The sequence below is a fragment of the Rhodococcus sp. As11 genome (assembly GCF_048957735.1).
Taxonomy (GTDB): Bacteria; Actinomycetota; Actinomycetes; order Mycobacteriales; family Mycobacteriaceae; genus Rhodococcus; species Rhodococcus gordoniae.
Map to the genome: position 1 here is coordinate 276,560 of NZ_JARDJE010000007.1, position 20,464 is coordinate 297,023.

Below are 20,464 nucleotides of genomic sequence, written 5' to 3' on the forward strand. Positions count from 1 at the left end.
AAAATATCTATGAAATTGTTTGTCCGCGGCCGTTAGACTTGCCACATGCCCTCCGAGACACCCCAGCCCGATTACGTCGATCGCGTACGTCTCGGATGGACCGCTCACTACCCCGACCTCGACCTCCGCCCCATCGACGTGATCGGCCGCATCACCCGCATCGGGTCGCTCGCACTCACCTGTTTCGATCGGGAACTCGAACCGAGCGGCATCAGCCGCAGCGAGTTCGAGGTGCTCAGCGCGCTCGCCCGCAGCGACCATCCGTTACGTGCCAGCGAGGTCACCTCGATCACGGGCATCTCCGGTGCGTCCACCACGAAGCACACCGAGCGACTCGCCACACTCGGTCTCGTCGAACGCACACGACTCGAGCGCGACGGCCGCGTCGTGCTGCTCACCCTCACCGACGAAGGCCGCGCACTGGTCGAGGCAGAGTTCCCCCGGCGACTGGCACGCGAGAAACAGATGCTCGAAGGGCTCGGCGACGACGAACTGCAGACCCTGTCCGACCTGTTGCGCAGAGTCGTCCGCAACGTCGAGAACCACTACCCGAACTGAACCCCGACGACGGTCAGGGCATCTCGTGCGTCTCGGCCCGTTCGATCTCGCTCACGGCGCGGCGCAGGTACGCCTCGGGAGCCACGCGGCGCGCAGCGACGAGGTCGGCCACCACGAGCAACCCGGCCGCCAGATACTGCTCGGGACGGATCCTCGGACGTCCGGCGTCGGGATCGGACACACCGAGCGCACCCGTGAGCACGGCGACGACGGCATCGGGTTCGAGCGACGGCACCCATCGCAGTCCGGAGCGGACGGAGCGTTCGAGCACCGCCTGCACGTCCGCACCGGCCAGTCCGTCGGGATGCAGTTCTTCGAGCAACTCCCGGACCATGCCCGCGTGCACGGCCGTGACCTGCTCGTAGGGCAGGTCCGCCAGCACCGCGACCGCCTCGTCGAAGGGCTCGGCCGACTCGCTGCGGACGGCGGCGAGCGCATCGGCGGTGGCCGCCGCGATCTCCCGCGGCGTTCTCGGCCAGTGGTCGGGCCACACAGCGATCTCCTGTCCTCCTCGTGGACGCCCGGTCACAGGCGTTCCTGCAACGCGAGCGCGTCGTGCGGGGCACAGCCTTTCATGTCGTTGTCGAAGTAGACGTAGACGTCCCTGCCGTCGCCCAGCCACCCGCGGATCCTCTCGGCCCACACGTCGAGAACCTCGGCGGTGTACCCGCTCGCGTACAACTCCTTGTCTCCGTGCATCCGCACATAGACGAAATCGCTCGTGACCTCGGTGAGGAACGGGAACTTTCCGGCCGTGTCGGCGACGACGAGCCCGATGTCGTGCGTACGCAGCAACTCCACGGCCTCCGGGCTCGCGAGGTCGGGGTGCCGCACCTCGACGGCATGACGCAGCGGACGCTCGGCGTCCACCTCCACCCACACCCGGTCGTCGGCGAGCTTGTCGGTGTGGCGACGGGCGAGTTCGGCCGCGGCCGTCGTGGTCCGCGGCAACCGGGCGAAGAACTCCGCGAGCCTGTCCTCCTCGAAACCGAGGGTCGGCGGGAGCTGCCACAGCACCGGTCCGAGTTTCGGGCCGAGCGCGAGCACACCGGAGGCGAAGAAGTTCGCGAGTGCGTCGTCGACACCCGAGAGCCGTTTCATGTGGGTGACGAACCGCCCGCCCTTGACGGCGAAGACGAAGTCGTCCGGTGCGGCGTCCCGCCACGCGAGATAACTGCTCGGGCGCTGCAGCGAGTAGAAGGAGCCGTTGATCTCGATCGATCCGAACCGGTGGGCGGCGTATTCGAGTTCGCGGCGCTGGACGAGCCCTTCCGGGTAGAAGTCTCCGCGCCAGCCCGGATAGCGCCATCCCGATATCCCGATCCTCACCCCGGCCACGTTCCCGAGCGTAACCTCGGGTTCGATTCGGCACGCGCAGCACCACAACCGCGCTTATCCTCTGGGCTACAAGATCACATCACACGCCAGGAGCCGTCATGTCCACGAGCTCGGTTTCTTCCAACGATCCGTTCCGATCACTGCTGAAGCAGATCTGGTGGGTGGTGCTGCTGCGCGGCATCCTCGCCGTTCTCTTCGGTGTCGTCGCCCTCGTCTGGCCCGGCATCACCGTCTGGGCTCTGGTGGTCGTCTTCGCGGCCTACGCCATCATCGACGGCATCGTGCTGGTCGTCCAGTCGATCCGCGACAAGCCCGAGGGCTGGGGCTGGTGGCTCGCCATGGGCGTCGTCTCCGTCCTCGCCGGTCTCGTCGCGCTGTTCTGGCCCGGCATCACCGCACTCGCACTGCTGTACATCATCGCGTTCTACGCCATCCTGTTCGGCATCACCGGCATCGTCGGTGGCCTCCGCTTCCGGAAGGTCCCCGGCTCCGGGTGGGTGTGGTCGGTGCTCGCGGGCGTCGTCGCCGTCCTGTTCGGCATCGTGCTGCTGATCTTCCCCGGCGAGGGCATCCTGAGTCTGATCGTTCTGCTCGGCATCTACGCGATCCTGTTCGGCGTGCTGCTCATCATCCTGGCGTTCCAGGTGCGCAGCGTCGCGAAGAAGGCCGGCGTCCTCTGACCACCGGCCTTCCGCCGTCCCGCCTCAGGCATCACGCAGACGACCCCATGCGTGCCAGCGATCGATCTCGATCCACGCGTTCACGCGCTTGCCGTCCCGCGCGTGGTACGGCTTGCCCGTGTAGTGGCGAGCGATCCGGTCGATGTCCTCCAGGGACGGATCGTCGGCGAATTCGACGACCCGTCCCTGGATGCTCACATGCGTGACCCAATCCTGCGGATCCATCGCCGACACACTGACCCGCGGATCGTTCCGCAGGTATTCGAGGCGCTTGCGCCCGGAGTCCATGTTGACGAGGATGCGGCCGTCCTCGACGACGTACCAGGTCGGAACGGAGACCGGCTGCCCATCCGGGCGCAGGGAACTGATCGTGGCGTAGTTGGGCTGCGCGAGGAATTCTGCGACGGCCTCGGGCATCGGTCGTTTCGGCACGGCACTCCCTTTCGATGCGGCGGATGCGCTCTTCCGTATCGAGACTATGCCTCGATTACCGGCGAAACCGTCCGCAACGACGCGAGGTGGACCGACCATGGAGGTCGACATCCCCGAGAAGGAGACGATCATGCCGCGATATCTCTGGCAGGTGAACTACACCGCGGACGGCGCCCGCGGTCTGCTCACGGACGGTGGCACGTCCCGGCGCGACGCCATCGTCCGGATGGTCGAAAGCGTGGGTGGGACGGTCGATTCGGTGCACTTCGCACTCGGTGGCCACGACCTGTACGTGCTCGGCGAAGTGCCCGACGAGATCGCGGCCGCGACACTCGAACTCCGCACCATCGCGTCCGGTGCCGCGCGGTCCACGCCGATCGCCCTGCTCACGCCCGAACAGGTCGACGAGGCCGCGCGGCGCGAGGCGAGCTACCGGACACCGGGGAGCTCGGACAGCTGATCGCTCGCCTCCGTCGGCCCGGATCCACCCGGTACCGGCACGGGGGTCGTTCAGACGCTTCGGAAGTCGCGCTCGCCACCGGCCCACTCCCGGGCCCATTCGCGCAGCTCGACGGCACGGATCTTGGAACCGTTACCGCCGACCGTCGTGGGCATCCGCTCGATGATGTGGATCGCCGTGGGCACCTTGAACGCTGCGAGGGTCTCGCGGCACCACGCCTTCAATGCGTCGGCGGTGGTGCCGGCCGGAGCGTCGGGTGTCGGCACGACGAAGCCGACCGCCTCCGTGTAGCCGCCCTCACCGGTCAGACCGACGACCTTGGCGGTGCCCACGCCCGGGTGTTCGGCCAGCCGCACCTCGATTTCGGCGGGGTCGACGAGGAAGCCACGCAGGCGCAGCACGTCGCCCATCCGGCAGACGTAGCGATAACCTCCGTCACCGAGATCGACCGCGAGGTCGCCGCTGCGGAACCATCCGTCCGCGGTGAACGCGCGCGCCGCAGCGTCGGGGTTGCCGAGATAAGCGTCGACGACGTTCGGACCGCGGAACTGCAACTCGCCTTGTTCTCCGGCCGGCAGGACCCGGTCGTCGTACGGATCGGCGACCCGCAGTTCGATCGCGGTGTCGACCGCGCGACCGCCACCGTTCCATCGCACCGACTCCGGATCGTCGGCGTTCCACAGCATCGCGAGGGCGAACACTTCCGACGAGCCGAACACACCGGAGGTGTGGGTGCCGAACTCGTCGCGCAACCAGCGGGCGATCTCGTGGGAGCGGCCGAGGAAGTCGGCGATGCCCACCCAGCGCAGCGACGACAGATCGACGCCGTCACCCTCGTGCCAGGCGTCGTAGAGGCGGCCGAACAGGTCGTCGGCGCCCACCGCATGGGTGACCTTCACCTCCCGCATGCGGCGCAGCACGGCCGCCGGGTCGAAGACGGTCTCCATGAGCAGTGCTCCACCACCGGCGAGGGCAGCCATCGCGGTGCTGAAACCGAATACCCCCGAGACGGGAAGCACGCACAGCGCGACATCACCGTCGGTGACCTTCATGACCGCGGCGTCGGCGCGACCGTGGCGGACGATCGCGCTGTCGCGGTGCGCGGCCAGCTTGGGCACGCCGGTGGAACCGGACGTCGTGAACGCCACTGCGATCCGGTCCTCGGGATCGTCGTCGGCACCCGCCGGGGTGAGCGTCGCGGTGTCGGGCGTCTCGGGCGCCGTCGCACCACGGGTGTCGCCGCTACCCGCGATCCAGGCCCCTCCACCGAGGTCGAAATCGGCCGGGGACGCCGACGCGTTCGCCGGTCCGGGCACCACCGCGACCACCGGGGTGTCCACCTCGGACACGGACTCCGCGGCCTCCGTGAGCCGGCCGAACAGGTCGAGTCCGTGGAAGGCGGCCGGCACCGCGACGACGGCAGGTCGCGCCGCGGTGAGGATGTGGGCGACCTCGCGGGTGTTGTAACGGGTGTTGACGCCGATGACGTGCGCACCGAGCGCGGAGGCCGCGAACTGCCACACGAGGGCATCGGACCAGTTCGGCAGCATCACGGCGACGCATCGACCGGCGCTCAGGCCGATCTGTTCGAGTTCGCCTCGCACGGCTGCGACGCGGTCGCGGAACTCTCCGCGACTGCGGGCCACCGCCGCGTCGTCGACGATGTCGTAGACGATCGGTGCGTCCGGATTCGCGGCGGCGAGCCCGTCGAGCATGGCAGGCAGGGTGTCGAGTCGGGTGGTGGTCACAGCGCTGCCTCCTCGGGGATGCCGGCCCGGCGCAGCTCACCGATCCAGGTGTCGGCGAGTGCGGCGAAGTCGTCGATCTCCTCCATCGGATAGTGCCCGATGCCGACCAGTGCCGTGAAGCGGGCTTGTCCGGGAAGAACGTCGTTGATCGCGTCCGCGGCCTGTGCCACAGCATCAGGGTCGATCCACGGGTCGTCGACACCGGCGACGAGGTGGATCGGTGCGGCCACCTGGTCGAGCCGGTCGCGCACATCGTGGGTTCCCCACCCGATGAGATCCGACGACGAGATCTCCGGATCCTCCCGCTTGTGCATGAGCGCGATCGTGTGCGCCTTCGATTCCGGGACCGAACGGCCCACGGATGCAAGAGTTCCCAGATAGGTGCGTTCGGAACGCGACGGACCGGCGACGTCCTCGAGTTCGCGGCGCAATCCGGCGACGTTGACACGCCCCGGGCCGGCCTCGGCTTCCATGGCCACGGCGCCGGACAGCGGACGGTCCGGGCGGGTCGCGAGCTCGAGAGTGAGCTTGCCGCCGATCGAGCAGCCCATGACGAACGGCCGGTCGATGCCGAGCGCGTCGAGCATCGCGCACAGCCAGTCGCCGTAGGCGACGAGACTCGTGACGGGACCACCGGGGGCGGGTTCGGAACGGCCGTGCCCGGGCAGATCGGGTACCACGACGCGGTAACCGCGTTCGGCGAGCGCGCGAGCGACATGACGCCACTGCACCCCGCTCTGGCCGGCGGTGTGGAGGCACAGGACCGTGGGCAGTTCCGCCGCGTCGACCCCGTTACCGGAATGCGCGTCGGGCGTGACGATCTCGACGAAGCCGAGCGCTCCGCCGATCTCCAGGTAGCGGGCCTCGATCATGAGCGGGCCTTCCGGGCGAGGGCACGGGCGTGCCCGATGATCGTGTTGAGCGGCTTGGTCAGGCGCAGGTACTCGTATCCGTCTCCGGTGGACGAGAACTCACCGCGGATGGCGCGGCGCATGAAGTCGTTCTCCTCGGACAGGACGAGGCCGGCCCAGGCGTGGTCGGGTGCGACGAAGGTGAACGTCGCGCCGTGCGGGGTGCGCCGGGTGACGTCGACGATGCGGCCCTTGTAGATGCGCAGGTGCAGTTCGGTCTCGCCGCTGCGCAACCCGATGGTGCCGTCCCAGGTGGACAGCGCCGCGGTGAATTCCCGATCCTCGGAGAGACTCTCGGCCAGCAAGCCGCCCCAGGCAGGAGTGCAGAAGTCCAACTCGGGAACCGTCGGCAGTTCGTCGCCGAAGGACCAGGTCTCGGTTCCGGATTCGCGCACCGTACCGGTGGCGTCCACGAGCCGGACGAAGCGGCGTACCGTCCGGCCGGACACGCGGGTGAGCACGGCGTCCGCCGAGACGACGTCCGATGCGGAGACCGGATCATGTGCGTGCCAGTCGAATCCGGACGGAACGCCACCCGGCACGGGTGGGACGAGCGACGCGACGGCGAGGGCACCGAGGACGGGTGAGCCGGCCGGCGCGACGGAACCGGCGGCGGTCAGGACGTCGGCCACGGCACGAGGTTCGGAGGTGACCCGGTCTCCCACGGTGAGCGGTCGGGTGGTGGTGTGTGCGCTCATGCCGATTCGGGCCTTCCCAGGAGTTCGTCGGAGATGATCCGCATCTGGATCTCGCTGGTGCCCTCGAAGATCTTCGTCAGACGCGCGTCGCGCCAGTGGCGCTCGACCTGGAAGTCGGTGGTGTAACCGGCACCGCCGTGGATCTGCACGGCTTCGCTGGTGACCTGCTCGGCCATCTCGGTGGCGACGAGCTTGCACATCGACGCCTCGAGCGAACAGCGGCGGCCGGTGTCGATGTCGGTGGCCACCGAATACATCAGCTGGCGCGCGGCCTCGATGTCGGCGGCCATCTTCGCGATCTTGAACCGCAGGTGCTGGAAGTCGCCGATGGGACGGCCGAACTGCCGCCGGGTGTGCACGTACTCGATGGAATCCTCGAGCGCGGCGCGGGCGAGACCGATGGCGCGGGCGGCGGTGTGGGCACGGCCCACTTCGAGACCGGAGACGGCGAGATAGAAGCCCTTGCCCTCCTCGCCGAGCATCGTGTCGGCCGGGATGCGGAAGTCGTCGAACGACAGCTCCCAGGTGCTCCAGCCGAAGTAGCCGATCTTGCGGACCTTGGTGCCCGAGATGCCCTCGGGGAACACGCCGCGTTCCTTCTCGACGAGGAAGGCGCTGATCCCGCGGTGTGGCTTGGCCGGATCCTTGTTCGGATCGGTGCGGGCGAAGAGCACGAGATAGTCGGCCTCGTCGGCGTAGGTGCACCACATCTTGGTGCCGTTGACGACCCAGTCGTCACCGTCGCGCACGGCGCGGCACGAGATGTTGGCGACGTCGGATCCGGCCTCGGCCTCCGACAGCGCGTATGCACCGAGATACTCACCGCGCGCGACCTTGGGCAGCAGCGCCGCCTCCTGTTCGGGCGTGAAGCCGCCGCCCATGCCGTTGCCGCGGGCGAGCAGACCCGAGACGCTCATCCAGGCCCGCGAGAGTTCCTCGGCGACGAGGCAGTACTCGAACACTCCGAGTCCGAGACCGCCGTGCTCCTCGGGGATCATGATCCCGAAGAAGCCGATCTCGGCCATCTCCTTCTTGAGGGAGTCGGGGATCGTGCCCTGGACGGGGTCGAGCTCGTTGGCGACGGGCAGCACCTTCGTCATCGCGAAGTCGCGGGCGAGGTCGCGGATCGCGAGTCGTTCCTCGGTGAGATAGCGCGGCGAGTCGGTACGCGGCTGCGAGGGGCGGTGGGTCATGGGGGTGCACTCCTTCGATGGACCGGAGTAGGTCATTAACGCTTGTTCACCCCAGTACAGCACGGCACCCAGAGCCCGTCAACGGCTCAGCGCGAATATCCGACCAGATTGAGCGCGTATCCGGCGAAGTCGTCGGCGACCTCCTGGGCCGTGAGCGGACCGTCCTCCCGGAACCACAGGGGGATGCCGGCGCACATCGTCAGCACCGCGGTGACGCCCTGATGCACCCGCTCGAGGGAGAAGATCCCTTGGGACACACCGTCTTCTGCGATGTCGACGAACAACTGTTCCTGCGCGTCGCGGGAACCGACCACGCGCGTGCGGTCGAGCCGGCCGAGATAGCGCAACTCGGAGTTCGCCACCAGGCACGCACGCGGATTCCGCGCGGTGTACAGCGCGTGGGCGGCCACGGCCGCGCGCCACCGCTCGGCGGGATCGTCGCCGACCTTCCGCAGAGCGTTGCGGGTCGCCGTGAACTGCTCGTCGCTCGCGCGACGCAGAATCTCCACGAGCAGTTCCGACTTGTTCTCGAAATGGTTGTAGACGTTGGCAGCGCTGCAACCTGCGGAGTTGGCGATGTTGCGCATCGTCGCGCCGTGAAAGCCACACTCGTAGAACTCGTCGAGTGCGGTCTCGAGAATCCGTTCGCGAATGGACGAGGACGTACCGTTCGACCGGCTGTTCATCCCTGCACAGTAAGCACGAGGGGCGCCGACCAGCAACAACCTTCCGTTGACGCAGATCTTCGCGCTTGTTATGGTCCAGCTCACATGAACGGTCGTTAATAACGGACTTCGGAGGATCTTCTGTGTCCAACCCCCAGCTCGAACCCTCCCTTCTCGAACGCATCACCCGTCTCGAAGACCTCGAGGCGATCCGCCGGCTCGACGCGCAATACTGCCGCCACCTCGACGACGGCAACTGGGATGCCCTGATGGATCTGTTCACCGACGACGGCGAATTCGACGGTCTGTCCCATCCCCGGGGCAAGGCGGAGATGCGCTCCTTCTTCGCAGGACTCGCCGACGGCGGCCTGACCTCCTTCTGGCACTTCATCACGAACCTCGAGATCGACCTCGACGGTGACCGCGCCACGGTGCGTTCGTTCCTGTGGCAGCCGTGCGTCACCGACGGCGCCCCGGCCATCGCAGCCGGGCGCTACAACGATCAGCTCGTCAAGATCGGCGGTCGCTGGCTCTACAAGGTCAAGCAGGTGCGTTTCCACTTCTTCGGCCCGCTCGAGGCCGGCTGGGACGAGAACCTCTTCGCGCTCGACAGCGCCCGCGGTGCGGCGGTGCGGGCATGACCGACACCGTCGCCGGCGACAACGCGACATCCCCGAAGGACGAGCTCGTCTGGACGAGGATGCTCCACCTTCCCGAAGTCGCGGAACTGCGTCGCCGCCGCAGTCGGGTCACGAACACCCTCGGCGGTATCACCGTCGTGCTGTTCGCGACCTTCCTGATCGCGTTCATCGGATTCCCCGACCGGCTGGGAACCAATTCCGTCTTCGGCATCCCGCTGTCGCTGTGGGTCGTGTTCTCACAGTTCGCAGGCACCTGGGTGCTGGTCTGGGCGTACTTCCGCCTCTCCCGCACCTATATCGGACCCGCCGTCGACGACGCCGTCGCGGCCGTCGAGCAGAACCGTCCCGCATCCGAGGAGATCGAATCATGAGCGGCGACGCCGACCATCTCGCCATCGCGATCTGCAGCGCCGTCATCTCGCTGACCCTGTGGGTGACCTTCGCTGCGTCCCGACGCGCAAAGAGCGCCGACGGCTTCTTCGCCGCCGGTCGCTCGATCTCGAGCTGGCAGAACGGATTCGCCATCGCCGGCGAGTTCATCTCCGCCGGCAGCTTCCTCGGCACCACCGGCCTGATCTTCTCGAAGGGCGTCGACGGAACGGTCATCCTGTTCACGTCCGTCATCTCGTTCCTGCCGGTCCTGTTCCTCCTCGCGGAGAAGATGCGCAATCTCGGCAAGTACACCCTCGCCGACGTCCTCGTCTTCCGGACCGACTCCCGCAATGTGCGGGTCGCGGTCGCGCTGAGCACCATCGCCACCGGCACCTTCGTGCTGCTCGCCCAGCTCGTCGCCGCGGGCGTGCTCCTCGAATCCGTCTCCGGCATCCCGTTCTGGCTGTCGGTGGTCGTCGCCGGATCGCTCATGGGCGTCTACGTCTTCGTCGGCGGCATGCTTGCCACCACCTGGGTGCAGGTCATCAAGTCGACGATCCTGTCGGTGCTCGCGATCATCGTGTGCTTCGGCATTCTGGCGCAGTTCGGCTTCGCCTTCCCGAAGGTCCTCGATGCAGCCACAGACAACGCCGTGGCAGGTGACGCGATCCTGTCGCCCGGTCTGATCTTCGGGCAGACGAGCGCGATCAACCTCGTCTCCTACGCTCTCGCATTCGCCCTGGGCACCGCAGGCATGGCACACATCCTCATCCGGTTCTTCACCGTTCCCGAGGCCACCACGGCACGTCGTTCGCTCGGCTGGACCGTCGCACTGTGCAGCCTGTTCTACCTGGTCGTCATCGTGATGGGCTTCGGCGCCGCGGCACTGCTCGGCCCGGACGGAACGGACCTCGTCGGCCCGGGCGGAAATCTCGCCGCACCGGTCCTCGTCACCGAACTCGGTGGTGGCGTGGGCACCGTCGGTGGATCGGTGGCCCTGGCGCTGGTCGCGGCCGTGGCATTCGCGTCCATCGTCGCGGTCGTCGCCGGTGTCGTGATCTCCGCGGCGGGCACCTTCGCCCGCGACGTGTGGCCCGCCCTCACCCGGAAGGAACCGATCGAGCACCTCGATGCGGACGACCAGGCCCGAGAAGACGACGCGCAGGCCCGCATCGCCCGCTACGGAGCGGTGACCTTCAGCGTCATCGCGATCGGCCTGGCCATGCTCATCGGTGACGACACCAACATCACCTTCTTCATGGGCATGGCGTTCATGGTGGCCGGCAGCGCACACCTGCCCGCCCTCGTGCTGAGCCTGAACTGGCGGCGGTTCAACGCCACCGGCGCGGTGTGGGGTGTGCTCACCGGCCTCGTCTCGACGATCGTGAGCCTGATGTTCACCGAAGCGCTGTGGATGGGCAGCGGTCCCGCTCCCCTGACCATCCAGCTTCCGGTGATCGTCACCATGCCGCTCGGCATCGCCGCCTGCATGATCGGTTCGATCGTCGGCGAGAAGCGTCGGGGACGTGGCCGCCTCGAGGACGAGAAGTTCGCCGAGATGCTCGTACGCGCGGAGACCGGCATCGGCGCGGAGGCCGCCGGCACACACTGATCCGTCATCGATATTTCGGGTTCGCAACCTTCAGCCGGTTCGCGGCGAACCCCCTGATCACCTCGGCGACCTGCGGGTCGTCGAGGTGATCTCGTCCTGCCCGCACTCCCAGGGCGAGCTCCGTCTCCGAGCGGTAGCCGAGACCGGCGAGCCGCACCCGGTAGATCTCCCGCACCGCCGGCGCGACGGCGGCCTCCCGCGCGGCGATGCCGAGTACGTGCGCCGCGACCCTGCTGCGGTACCGGGTCTTCGCGTCGGCACCCGACCCGACTTCCAGCACGAATTCCCGGACGGCGCCGAGCAACTCCTCCACAGGCGGCGTCCCGAGGAGATCCGCAACGGGAGCGGTCTCCGCGTCGTCGTGGGGAGGAACGCCGAGCAGATCCAGCAGATCGTGTTCGCACTCGGCGACGCGGCGACCGATGGCCAGCAGTTCGAGGGTGTTGTCGCCTCCCGACGACGCCGCGGCGGCCTGCATCCGGCAGATCACCGCCCACCGCAGCGATCCGTAGACCTCCCACCACCGAACGACGTCGGGATCGGGGTTCTGTCCCGATTCGTCGGCGTAACCGCGGAACAGGTCGTCGCGGGACCCGAACCCACCGGCAGGGTGGGGTGACCCGAAACGCCACGCCCTGGTGCACAGCCACCCGAGGTCCTCCATCGGATCACCGACGTGCGCCAGTTCCCAGTCGAGTACCCCGTGCACCCCGACCGGGTCGACGAGCAGATTGCCGTTGCGGAAGTCGCCGTGGACGAATGTCTTTCCGGTTGCCGCTGGGCGATTGCCGGTCAGCCAGGCGAACGCCGCCTCGAGTGCCGGCACGGGCGCGCCGGTGGCGACGTACTCGTCGAGCAGGAAGGTCAGCGGGTCGTACTCGGGGAGGTTCGGTACGGCCCCGATGTCCATGCGGTGGATCTTCGCCAGGATGCGCCCGAGTTCGTAGGGCAGCGTGGCCCGGACGTCGGCCAGATTCTCGTCGCGCAACAATTTCTGCGGGAGCGCCTCACCGGGCACCCGTGACATCACGAGATAGGCGCCGATTCCGGGGCGCGGCTCGTCGCCACTGCGGTCGATGATGTCGGGCACGGGCACCCCGACGCGCGCCGCTTCGTCGAACGACGCCGCTTCCATCGCGATCCGGTGGGTGTCCTCGCGACCCGGCGGATCGCGGCGCAGGATCAACTCCCGGACGGTGCCGGTGTCCGACGCCGCGGTGAACGCCCACGTCTCCCGGCTCGCACCCCCGGTGAGCCGCTCGATGCGCCGCAGCGTCCACGTACCGCCGAGAACCGACGAAAGACGCTTCGCCAGTTCGTCTTTCAATTCACCGCTGACGCCGCCCACCGGGACCTCCCTGTTCGGTTTCCTGCGGTGGATACTCCCACGGTGATCCGCGGTGTGCGAGTACTTCGGCCGTGGAGGGTCAGGCCGCGAACCCCACCGCGCCGATCACCGGGATGATCGTCATGAAGACGATGGCGAGCGCGAACAGCGTGATCGTGATCTTCTTGTCCCAGCGTGATCGCGTCCCCGTCGCGGCGAGCATGAAGAAGACGAACCCCACGCAGATGGATCCGATACCGATGACGACGGGTGTTTCCAACATGGCTCTATCATCGCCCATCAGGGGAGCCCTCTATATTCGTATTACACTATTGGTATGGCTGACGAGACGATCGACGGCATCCCCGTCACCGAGGAGATGATCGAAGGGTGGGCCGACGAAGCCGAAGCCGGCTACGACGTCGCCGCTTTGCGTAAGCGTGGTCGCCCGACCATCGGAGAAGGTCCCGCAACGGTGGTGCCGGTCCGTATGGACGAAGCGTTGCTGCAGGCGCTGAACGCGCGGGCAGAGGAAGAGCATGTGTCCAGATCGGAAGCGATTCGGGAAGCGATCCGCGCCTGGATTCAGGTCGCGTGAGGGTACACCGATCTGCCCGCAAGCACGGAATCGACGAAGCCGACAGCATCCACGCAGCTCAACACCCCGTCTACGCAGCCGATCTTGATAACGACCATCCCGCACGAGAATTTCGGCTCGGTTTCGACCCGAAGGGCCGCCTGCTGGAACTGGTCGTTCTGCGTTTTGACAGCGGCAACGAGCTTCTCATCCACGCGATGAAGGCCCGACCACAGTACTTCGATCTACTGCCTTGATTTCGCCCCTTCCGGACGTGTACCGCTCCGTGACTCTGTGGATCAGCGATTAAGCTGCGTGATCCGTCCGGTCAGCAGCGTGGCGAACGCCGTCCACGCCGAGTACGGAGCCAGCGCGGCACCCGCAGCCGGATTCGCCGCGGCCGTCCGGCGGGTCAGATCTGCGGTGCTGGCGGCGAGCAGTGCGGCCACCACAGTGGCAGGCATCAGCCGATGCCACTTGAAGAACACCCACGACCACGACGCGTTGAGGACGAGATTCGTGGCGAGCGCAGCGATGTAATTGCGACGGCCCGTGTCATCGTCGGCCTCGGTGTACTCGTCGATCGCGGCGGCCGAGGTCACCGCGATATCGGCATACAGCGCGGTCCACACGATCGGAAACGCTGCGGCCGGGGGCTGGAAACCCGGCTTGCGCAGCTTGCGGTACCACCGGGAGTTCGTATCCTGGGAGGCGATCGACCCGACGAGCGCGGTCGTCGTCGTAGCGGCGGCGGTCGCGAGCACGGTGCTGAGTCTCATGTCGTATCGGCTCCTGTCGAGGACGGTTGCCCGTGGGCTACCCGAGCCGAACATCCGGGAAACGGACGTCGGTAGGGTGGCGGGCGGGAAGGACGATATGAGCGGGTTACAGCAGGTCGGTGACGGTGTCTGGGCGTTCGTACGCACACCGGGCGGTTGGGGCGAGGCCAACACGGGACTGGTCGTCTGCCCGGGATCGGCATCGCTGGTCGTCGATACGGTGTGGGATGTCGAGTGGGCGCGACGCATCGCCGAGGTGCAGACACCGCTCGTCGCCGATGCTCCGATCACCGATGTCGTGAACACGCACAGCGACGGCGACCACTGGTGGGGCAACGACACGCTGCCATCCGATACACGGATCATCACCAGCGCCGCCGCACTGGACGCCATGCGCGAAGATCTTCCACCGCGCGCCCTCACGGTGCTCGCGGGCACGGGCTCGCTGATCCGGCGGCTGCCGGGACCGATCGGCGCGGCAGGTGCCTACATGGCGCGCGTCCGCGGCGACGCCCGCTTTCCCCGTCGCACACCCCGGATGCCCGACACCACCTTCACGACCTCGCTGTCTCTGGAGATCGGTGGTCGCGTGGTCGAACTCGAGCAGCTCGGGCCGTGCCACACCGCCGGCGATCTCGTCGCCCGTGTCCCCGACGCCGGCGTGGTCTTCACCGGCGACCTGCTGTTCATCGGTTCGACTCCGATCCTGTGGCACGGCCCGCTCGACAACTGGTTGTCGGCGCTCGACCGTCTGCTCGGCTGGGACGCCGCGGTGTACGTGCCCGGACACGGACCGACCTGCGGTGCGGCGGAGATCCGAGCACTGCGCGACTACTGGCTCTGGCTGCGCGACGCCGCCCACGATCATCACCGGGCCGGACTCACGCCGCTCGAGACAGCGCGGATGCTCGTGCGCACGACGGACTTCGATGCGTGGCGCCACTGGGAGTCGCCGGAGCGCATCGCGCTGAGCCTGAGCACCCTGTTCGACCAGTGGAACGGCAACCCACCGGCGCCGCCCACCGTGAGGCGACGCGCTGCGGCCTTCGTGACGGCCGAGACCCTGCTGCGCGAAGGCACATTCGAGGCGTCCTGACCGCCGGTCAGGACAGGTGCTTCGGCTCCGGGATCGTCTTGTGCGACCAGTCCGACCCGACGGGCGCGGTTCCGAGGACGTCCGGGCATTCGTCGTCGCGACTTCCGGCGGGCGTCAGGGAGATCACGATCGACTTGTAGGTGGGGCAGTTGCTCTTCAGCGCAGTCGAATCGAGCGGGACGAGAGGGTTGGTCTCCGGATAGTAGGCGGCCGCACTTCCCCGCGGCAGGTCGTACTCGACGATCCGGAACCTCGTGGCGCACCGTTCGCGGTCGTCGCCGTCCCATCGTGTGAACAGGTCGACGAAGTCTCCGTCGTCGAAACCCAGTGCGGCGATGTCGTCCCGGTGCATGAACACGACGCGACGGCCGCCCTCGATCCCGCGGTAGCGGTCGCTGAGGCCGTAGATGGTGGTGTTGAACTGGTCGTGACTGCGCATCGTCTGCAGCAGCAGATGCCCCGGCGGGACCTGAACCACCTCCACCGGCGAAACAGCGAATTCCGCCTTACCCGAATCGGTCTCGAAGCTTCGGGTATCGCGGGGCGGATGCGGCAGGATGAACCCTCCCGGACGCCGGACATCGACCTCGTAGCCTTCACAACCCGGGACGACGCGGGAGATGCGCGAGCGGATGTTCGCGTAGTCGTCGCGCATCGCCTTCCAGTCGATCCCGTAGCGGTCGCCGAGCGTGGCCTCGGCGATGCCGGTGATGATCGCGACCTCCGAACGCACGTGCCCACCGGGCGGCTTCAGCGGCCCCCGCGAGGCGTGGACGGCACACGTCGTGTCCTCGACCGACACGAACTGCGGTCCCGAGGCCTGGACGTCCTTGTCGGTACGCCCGAGCGTCGGGAGGATCAATGCGGTTCTGCCGCAGACCAGATGGGAGCGGTTGGGTTTCGTCGAGATGTGCACCGTCATGTCGATGCCTGCCATCGCCTCGGCGGTGACGGCGGTGTCCGGCGCCGCCTGCACGAAGTTGCCGCCGAGGCCGAGGAAGAACCGCACCTTGCCGTCGCGCATCGCCTTGATCGAATCGACCGTGTCGTAACCGTTCTCACGAGGAGGATCGAAGCCGAACTCCTTCTCGATCGCGTCGAGGAAACTCTGCGGTGCGCGTTCCCAGATCCCCATCGTGCGGTCGCCCTGAACGTTCGAATGGCCACGCACCGGCATCAACCCCGCGCCGCGCTTGCCGATGTTGCCCTGCGCGAACGCGAGGTTGCAGATCTCCTTGACGGTCGCGACCGCGTTGCGGTGCTGAGTGATCCCCATGGCCCAGCAGAAGACCGTCGCCTTCGAGCGGCGCACCATCTGCGCGGCCTCGGTGATCTGCTGACGCGACAGGCCGGTCGCAGCAACCACCTCGTCCCAGTCGATGTCCCGGACGTGTTCGACCCATTCGTCGAATCCCCGGGTGCGGCTCTGCACGAAGTCGTGGTCGAGCGCGTCCCATTCGACGAGCAGCGACCCGAACGCCTGCAGCAGCGCGAGGTCGCCATTCACCTTGATCGACAGATGCAGGTCGGACAGATCCGTTCCCCGACCGAGCACGCCGCGCGGTGTCTGCGGGTTCCGGAAGTTGACCAGCCCCGCTTCGCGCAGCGGGTTGATCGTCAGGATCTTCGCGCCGTTCTGCTTGGCCTCTTCGAGTGCGGTGAGCATGCGCGGGTGGTTGGTGCCGGGGTTCTGTCCCTGCAGGATGATCAGCTCGGCGTGGTGCACATCGTCGAGCGTGACGCTGGCCTTGCCGATGCCGATCGACTCCTGTAGCGCGATGCTCGTGGACTCGTGGCACATGTTCGAGCAGTCGGGCAGGTTGTTCGTCCCGAACGCCCGCGCGAACAGCTGGTACACGAAGGCCGCTTCGTTCGATGCCCGTCCGGACGTGTAGAAGGTGGCCTGATCGGGGCTGTCCAGCGACTTCAGCTGTTCACCGATGAGAGTGAAGGCCTCGTCCCACTCGATCGGGGTGTAGTGCGTGGCGCCGGGCCGCTTGACCATCGGATGCGTGATGCGGCCCTGCTTGCCGAGCCACAGCTCGCTGTGCCCGGCCAGTTCCGCGATGCTGTACCGCGCGAAGAACCCGGGGTCGGCGCGTCGCGTGGTGCCCTCCTCGGCGACAGCCTTGGCACCGTTCTCGCAGAACTCGGCGATCTTGCGATGACCGGGGTCGGGATCGGGCCATGCGCAGCTCGGGCAGTCGAACCCTTCGGCCTGGTTCAACTCGAGCAGTGTCTCGGCGGAACGCATCAGTCCCAACTGCTCGAGGGATCGCTTCACCGCCACGGCGACGCCGGTGACACCCGCTGCGGCCTTCTTCCGGTCTCCGACCTCGAGGTCGCCTTCGTCGTAGTCGGACCGCCGGTCACGGTTCAGCATCCGATCACCTCTCCCCACGCACGGTTTGCCGAGGAGTACCCCGGTCCGGTGCCTGCCGAAACGGGTAGGCGATTACGCCCGGACCCGCATCGCGCAACCCCATCCGGACGTACTCTCGGGAAATGGGACGGTCGAAAATGCTCGGAATCCCGGCCGCTGCGGCGGCCGCTGTCGGTGCCTACGATCTTGTGCAGAAGCGACATTCGCTGCTACGCAACTTCCCGATTCTCGGGCACGGCCGCTATCTGCTGGAGTCGCTGGGACCCGAACTGCGGCAGTACATCACGACGAACAACAACGAGGAACGGCCGTTCAACCGCGATCAGCGCCGGTGGATATACGCTTCGTCGAAGAACGTCACCAACACCTTCGGATTCGGCAGCGACAACGACATCGAGTACACCGACGGGTACACGATCATCAAGCACCGCACGTTCTCGGACCTGCCGCCGTCGAGTGCCCCTCACGGGGGCGAAAAGGTGTCGATCCCGTCCGCGAAGGTGCTCGGCGCTGCCCGGGGACGTGCCCGTGCCTTCCGTCCCGAGTCGTTCGTCAACATCTCGGCGATGAGCTTCGGTTCGCTGTCCGGTGCCGCCGTGGAAGCACTCAACCGGGGTGCCGGGGCGGCCGGATGCCTGCAGAACACCGGTGAAGGCGGCCTGACGACGTACCACCGCAACGGTGGAGAGTTGATCTTCCAGATCGGCACCGGCTATTTCGGTTGCCGCGACGAGGACGGACACTTCGACCTCGCACGATTGAAGCGGGTCGTCGAATCGGCACCCGTGCGTGCCCTGGAGATCAAACTCAGTCAGGGCGCCAAGCCCGGACTGGGCGGATTGCTACCCGGAGCCAAGGTCACCCCGGAGATCGCCGAGGCCCGCGGAATCCCCGTCGGCAAGGACTGCGTGAGCCCGTCACGCCACACCGAGTTCCACGACATCGACGGTCTGCTCGATTGGGTCGAACTGCTCGCAGCCGAAACGGGACTTCCCGTGGGGATCAAGTCCGCCGTGGGCGACACGACCTTCTGGGACGAACTCACACGCCAGATGAGCGAGACCGACCGCGGCATCGACTTCGTCACCGTCGACGGCGGCGAAGGTGGAACCGGCGCAGCACCTTTGGTGTTCGCCGACGCCGTATCGCTTCCGTTCCGCAGCGGCTTCGCGCGGGTCTACGCGACATTCGCCGAGGCCGGCCTGACCGACGACGTCACCTTCATCGGTGCCGGCAAACTCGGCCTGCCCGACAACGCGGTGGTGGCGATGGCGCTCGGATGCGACATGGTCAACGTCGCCCGCGAACCGATGTTCTCGATCGGATGCATCCAGGCGCAGAAATGCCATACCGACCGGTGCCCCACCGGAGTGGCGACGCAGAACCGTTGGCTCACCCGAGGACTCGACGTCCCGACCAAGGCCGACCGCGTCGCCGACTACATCGAAGCCCTCCGCCGCGACGTATTCAAGATCGCGCAGGCGACGGGTGTGGCGCATCCCGGCCTCATCACCGTCGACGACATCGAGATCGCCGACGGCAATCGACGCGCCGTCACCCTGCGGGAGCTGTACGGCTACCGGGACGGGTGGGGGCTGCCCTCGCAAGCCGACCGCGAAGAGATCACCCGGCTGATGACCGTGGAGGCCGTGACGACGCCGGGTGGGACCGAGAGGTCTACGGCTACGTCGTAGTCGTGCGCGCGTGCGTCGGCGGTACGGACCGAACGCCCCACCGACCGGAACCGGTCCGGCAACTGCACGACACGGCCGACGCACAGAGGTCGGCGGAACCGTGTGGGTCTGCAGCACAATCGATCTCGGTGGAGCATGCGTCATCACCCTCTACCGGTCCGGAACCATCTCGAAAAGTCACAGCCGTTCGTCGAACCTCGGCATCCGTACCTTCGGTTGCCCCAGGGAGGGTGACTACCGATTTCTTCCCAAGGAATGGTTGCCGGAACGAATCACCGGGTGACAGTGTTGAGTTGGTACAGCGTGGAGTAATACAGGGGCGGAGCAGAACTCGTTCCATGCGAACGCGATGAGGGGGCCGAGAACACATGTCGGCACCCGTCGCGATCCCCATCGACACGCAGTACCGAATCCTGTTCCGACAATGCTTCCTCGACCAGGGCACCGTCGTCGCTCGCGTCGACCTCGGCTACGGGCGCCCGATGCGACCCTCAGACTATCGCCACGAGTGAGCGGGTGGTGCTCGACGAGTACACACTCGTCGACGGCCCTGGAGCTGCCGACCCGCAGGAATTCGTCCCCTTCTCCGACAGTGGCGGTAAATCATACCGAATGGTCTATTCTGAGCGCTCGTCTGGAGGGACGCCTCCAGATGTAGCCGACCGAAGGACACAATGAACCACTTCACGGGCAACGTTCTCTTGGATGAGCTGATCGCGTCGGCGCGGGCACGCCCCCATGTCACAGCCATGATCGAGGCGAAGACGGGGAGGTCTCTGTCCTTCGAGGAGCTTCTCGCGCGGGCCGCGGCCGCAGGACGGAGCATGCTCGCCGCCGGCGCGCGCCCCGGAAGCAACATCGTCATGACAGGCGCACTCGATCTGGATTTCGTTGTCGCGTGCTTCGGAGCGTTCACCGAGAACATCACGCCTGCCCTGCTCGACCCGAACTCGTCCGAGGCCACGTTGCGCCAGTGCATCGAGGAACTCGAAGCGACGGTATGGGTAACGACGAGCGAGCTGGATGACACTCTCGGACTGCTCCACTTCGACCCGACGGGGATCGCGGCGTCCACGATCGCTGATGAAGTCGAACCGCAGTGGTCTACGACGTGCGATGTGCTCGATCCGATTCTCATGCTCTATACGAGCGGGACGACCGGTGTCCCCAAGGGTGTCCCGTGGTCTTCGCGGGAACTTTCCTCGCAGATTCGGTACTACTCGGCCCGGGAACCACGACCAGTGATGCCGAACGGATCGCGCAGTTGGAACGAGAGAACCGCGAGCTGCGGCGGGCGAAC

At 67.1% G+C, this 20,464-nt stretch carries 23 protein-coding genes; 11 read left to right on the top strand and 12 right to left on the bottom strand.

Features of this window, described 5'->3' with window-relative positions:
- The first annotated feature begins 45 nt into the window (after positions 1–45).
- Positions 46–558, top strand: coding sequence for a MarR family winged helix-turn-helix transcriptional regulator (locus PV766_RS12325; RefSeq protein WP_129975308.1), 513 nt, complete (start codon positions 46–48; stop codon positions 556–558).
- A 13-nt stretch (positions 559–571) separates the two neighbouring features.
- Here the strand turns inward: PV766_RS12325 and PV766_RS12330 are convergent, their stop codons facing one another.
- The gene (locus PV766_RS12330) at positions 572–1,051 is read right to left on the bottom strand and encodes a hypothetical protein (RefSeq protein ID WP_064062424.1); all 480 of its coding nucleotides are present in this window, start codon (positions 1,049–1,051) and stop codon (positions 572–574) included.
- Between the two features lie 32 nt (positions 1,052–1,083).
- Complete coding sequence (locus PV766_RS12335; RefSeq protein WP_064062423.1) at positions 1,084–1,896, bottom strand: DUF72 domain-containing protein; 813 nt, start codon at positions 1,894–1,896, stop codon at positions 1,084–1,086.
- A gap of 98 nt (positions 1,897–1,994) precedes the next feature.
- Here PV766_RS12335 and PV766_RS12340 point away from each other — a divergent pair, with 98 nt between their 5' ends.
- Positions 1,995–2,576 carry an HdeD family acid-resistance protein gene (locus tag PV766_RS12340; RefSeq protein WP_129975304.1) on the top strand — a complete coding sequence of 194 codons (582 nt, stop codon included), beginning with the start codon at positions 1,995–1,997 and terminating at the stop codon, positions 2,574–2,576.
- A gap of 24 nt (positions 2,577–2,600) precedes the next feature.
- Here the strand turns inward: PV766_RS12340 and PV766_RS12345 are convergent, their stop codons facing one another.
- The gene (locus tag PV766_RS12345) at positions 2,601–3,008 is read right to left on the bottom strand and encodes a PPOX class F420-dependent oxidoreductase (RefSeq protein ID WP_064062421.1); all 408 of its coding nucleotides are present in this window, start codon (positions 3,006–3,008) and stop codon (positions 2,601–2,603) included.
- Positions 3,009–3,138: 130 nt separating this feature from the next.
- Here PV766_RS12345 and PV766_RS12350 point away from each other — a divergent pair, with 130 nt between their 5' ends.
- Positions 3,139–3,468 (top strand): GYD domain-containing protein, encoded by a 330-nt coding sequence (locus PV766_RS12350; protein WP_026002754.1) that lies wholly within the window; start codon positions 3,139–3,141, stop codon positions 3,466–3,468.
- Positions 3,469–3,518: 50 nt separating this feature from the next.
- Here the strand turns inward: PV766_RS12350 and PV766_RS12355 are convergent, their stop codons facing one another.
- The 5 genes from PV766_RS12355 to PV766_RS12375 form a co-directional block, all read right to left on the bottom strand.
- Positions 3,519–5,216: an AMP-binding protein gene (locus PV766_RS12355; protein ID WP_371053467.1), complete on the bottom strand. Its 1,698-nt coding sequence runs from the start codon at positions 5,214–5,216 to the stop codon at positions 3,519–3,521.
- Positions 5,213–6,088, bottom strand: a complete 876-nt coding sequence (locus PV766_RS12360; RefSeq protein WP_421097096.1) for an alpha/beta fold hydrolase — start codon at positions 6,086–6,088, stop codon at positions 5,213–5,215. The genes PV766_RS12355 and PV766_RS12360 overlap by 4 nt, the downstream gene beginning before the upstream one ends.
- Positions 6,085–6,825 carry a hypothetical protein gene (locus tag PV766_RS12365; RefSeq protein WP_129975296.1) on the bottom strand — a complete coding sequence of 247 codons (741 nt, stop codon included), beginning with the start codon at positions 6,823–6,825 and terminating at the stop codon, positions 6,085–6,087. The genes PV766_RS12360 and PV766_RS12365 overlap by 4 nt, the downstream gene beginning before the upstream one ends.
- A complete protein-coding gene (locus tag PV766_RS12370) occupies positions 6,822–8,018 on the bottom strand; it encodes an acyl-CoA dehydrogenase family protein (RefSeq protein WP_129975294.1) in 1,197 nt (398 codons plus the stop codon). The genes PV766_RS12365 and PV766_RS12370 overlap by 4 nt, the downstream gene beginning before the upstream one ends.
- Before the next feature lie 86 nt (positions 8,019–8,104).
- The gene (locus tag PV766_RS12375; RefSeq protein WP_016931642.1) at positions 8,105–8,704 is read right to left on the bottom strand and encodes a TetR/AcrR family transcriptional regulator; all 600 of its coding nucleotides are present in this window, start codon (positions 8,702–8,704) and stop codon (positions 8,105–8,107) included.
- A gap of 122 nt (positions 8,705–8,826) precedes the next feature.
- Between PV766_RS12375 and PV766_RS12380 the strand changes: the two genes are divergently transcribed.
- From PV766_RS12380 to PV766_RS12390, 3 genes are read left to right on the top strand one after another with little or no spacing between them, the layout of a single operon-like run.
- A complete protein-coding gene (locus tag PV766_RS12380; protein WP_064062416.1) occupies positions 8,827–9,324 on the top strand; it encodes a nuclear transport factor 2 family protein in 498 nt (165 codons plus the stop codon).
- Positions 9,321–9,695, top strand: coding sequence for a DUF485 domain-containing protein (locus PV766_RS12385; protein ID WP_255161838.1), 375 nt, complete (start codon positions 9,321–9,323; stop codon positions 9,693–9,695). The genes PV766_RS12380 and PV766_RS12385 overlap by 4 nt, the downstream gene beginning before the upstream one ends.
- Positions 9,692–11,308: a solute symporter family protein gene (locus tag PV766_RS12390; protein ID WP_129975292.1), complete on the top strand. Its 1,617-nt coding sequence runs from the start codon at positions 9,692–9,694 to the stop codon at positions 11,306–11,308. The genes PV766_RS12385 and PV766_RS12390 overlap by 4 nt, the downstream gene beginning before the upstream one ends.
- A 4-nt stretch (positions 11,309–11,312) precedes the next feature.
- Here the strand turns inward: PV766_RS12390 and PV766_RS12395 are convergent, their stop codons facing one another.
- Entirely contained in the window at positions 11,313–12,656 is a 1,344-nt protein-coding gene (locus PV766_RS12395; RefSeq protein ID WP_421097097.1) for a phosphotransferase, read from the bottom strand.
- Between the two features lie 79 nt (positions 12,657–12,735).
- Complete coding sequence (locus PV766_RS12400; protein ID WP_006553115.1) at positions 12,736–12,918, bottom strand: hypothetical protein; 183 nt, start codon at positions 12,916–12,918, stop codon at positions 12,736–12,738.
- Between the two features lie 54 nt (positions 12,919–12,972).
- Between PV766_RS12400 and PV766_RS12405 the strand changes: the two genes are divergently transcribed.
- Together PV766_RS12405 and PV766_RS12410 are read left to right on the top strand one after the other, a co-directional pair.
- A complete protein-coding gene (locus PV766_RS12405) occupies positions 12,973–13,233 on the top strand; it encodes a ribbon-helix-helix domain-containing protein (protein WP_421097098.1) in 261 nt (86 codons plus the stop codon).
- On the top strand, positions 13,230–13,469 hold the full coding sequence (locus PV766_RS12410; protein ID WP_421097099.1) for a toxin: 240 nt from the start codon (positions 13,230–13,232) through the stop codon (positions 13,467–13,469). The genes PV766_RS12405 and PV766_RS12410 overlap by 4 nt, the downstream gene beginning before the upstream one ends.
- A gap of 42 nt (positions 13,470–13,511) precedes the next feature.
- On the opposite strand, the gene PV766_RS12415 is transcribed toward PV766_RS12410, so the two are convergent.
- Positions 13,512–13,991, bottom strand: a complete 480-nt coding sequence (locus tag PV766_RS12415; protein ID WP_421097100.1) for a TspO/MBR family protein — start codon at positions 13,989–13,991, stop codon at positions 13,512–13,514.
- A 97-nt stretch (positions 13,992–14,088) separates the two neighbouring features.
- Between PV766_RS12415 and PV766_RS12420 the strand changes: the two genes are divergently transcribed.
- Complete coding sequence (locus PV766_RS12420; RefSeq protein WP_421097101.1) at positions 14,089–15,087, top strand: MBL fold metallo-hydrolase; 999 nt, start codon at positions 14,089–14,091, stop codon at positions 15,085–15,087.
- Positions 15,088–15,094: 7 nt separating this feature from the next.
- On the opposite strand, the gene PV766_RS12425 is transcribed toward PV766_RS12420, so the two are convergent.
- The gene (locus PV766_RS12425; RefSeq protein WP_421097102.1) at positions 15,095–17,470 is read right to left on the bottom strand and encodes an FdhF/YdeP family oxidoreductase; all 2,376 of its coding nucleotides are present in this window, start codon (positions 17,468–17,470) and stop codon (positions 15,095–15,097) included.
- Positions 17,471–17,592: 122 nt separating this feature from the next.
- On the opposite strand from PV766_RS12425, the gene PV766_RS12430 reads away from it, so the two are divergent.
- Together PV766_RS12430 and PV766_RS12435 are read left to right on the top strand one after the other, a co-directional pair.
- Positions 17,593–19,164, top strand: coding sequence for an FMN-binding glutamate synthase family protein (locus PV766_RS12430; RefSeq protein WP_421097103.1), 1,572 nt, complete (start codon positions 17,593–17,595; stop codon positions 19,162–19,164).
- Positions 19,165–19,838: 674 nt separating this feature from the next.
- On the top strand, positions 19,839–20,464 hold a 626-nt coding region (locus tag PV766_RS12435), incomplete at its 3' end, for an AMP-binding protein (RefSeq protein ID WP_421097104.1).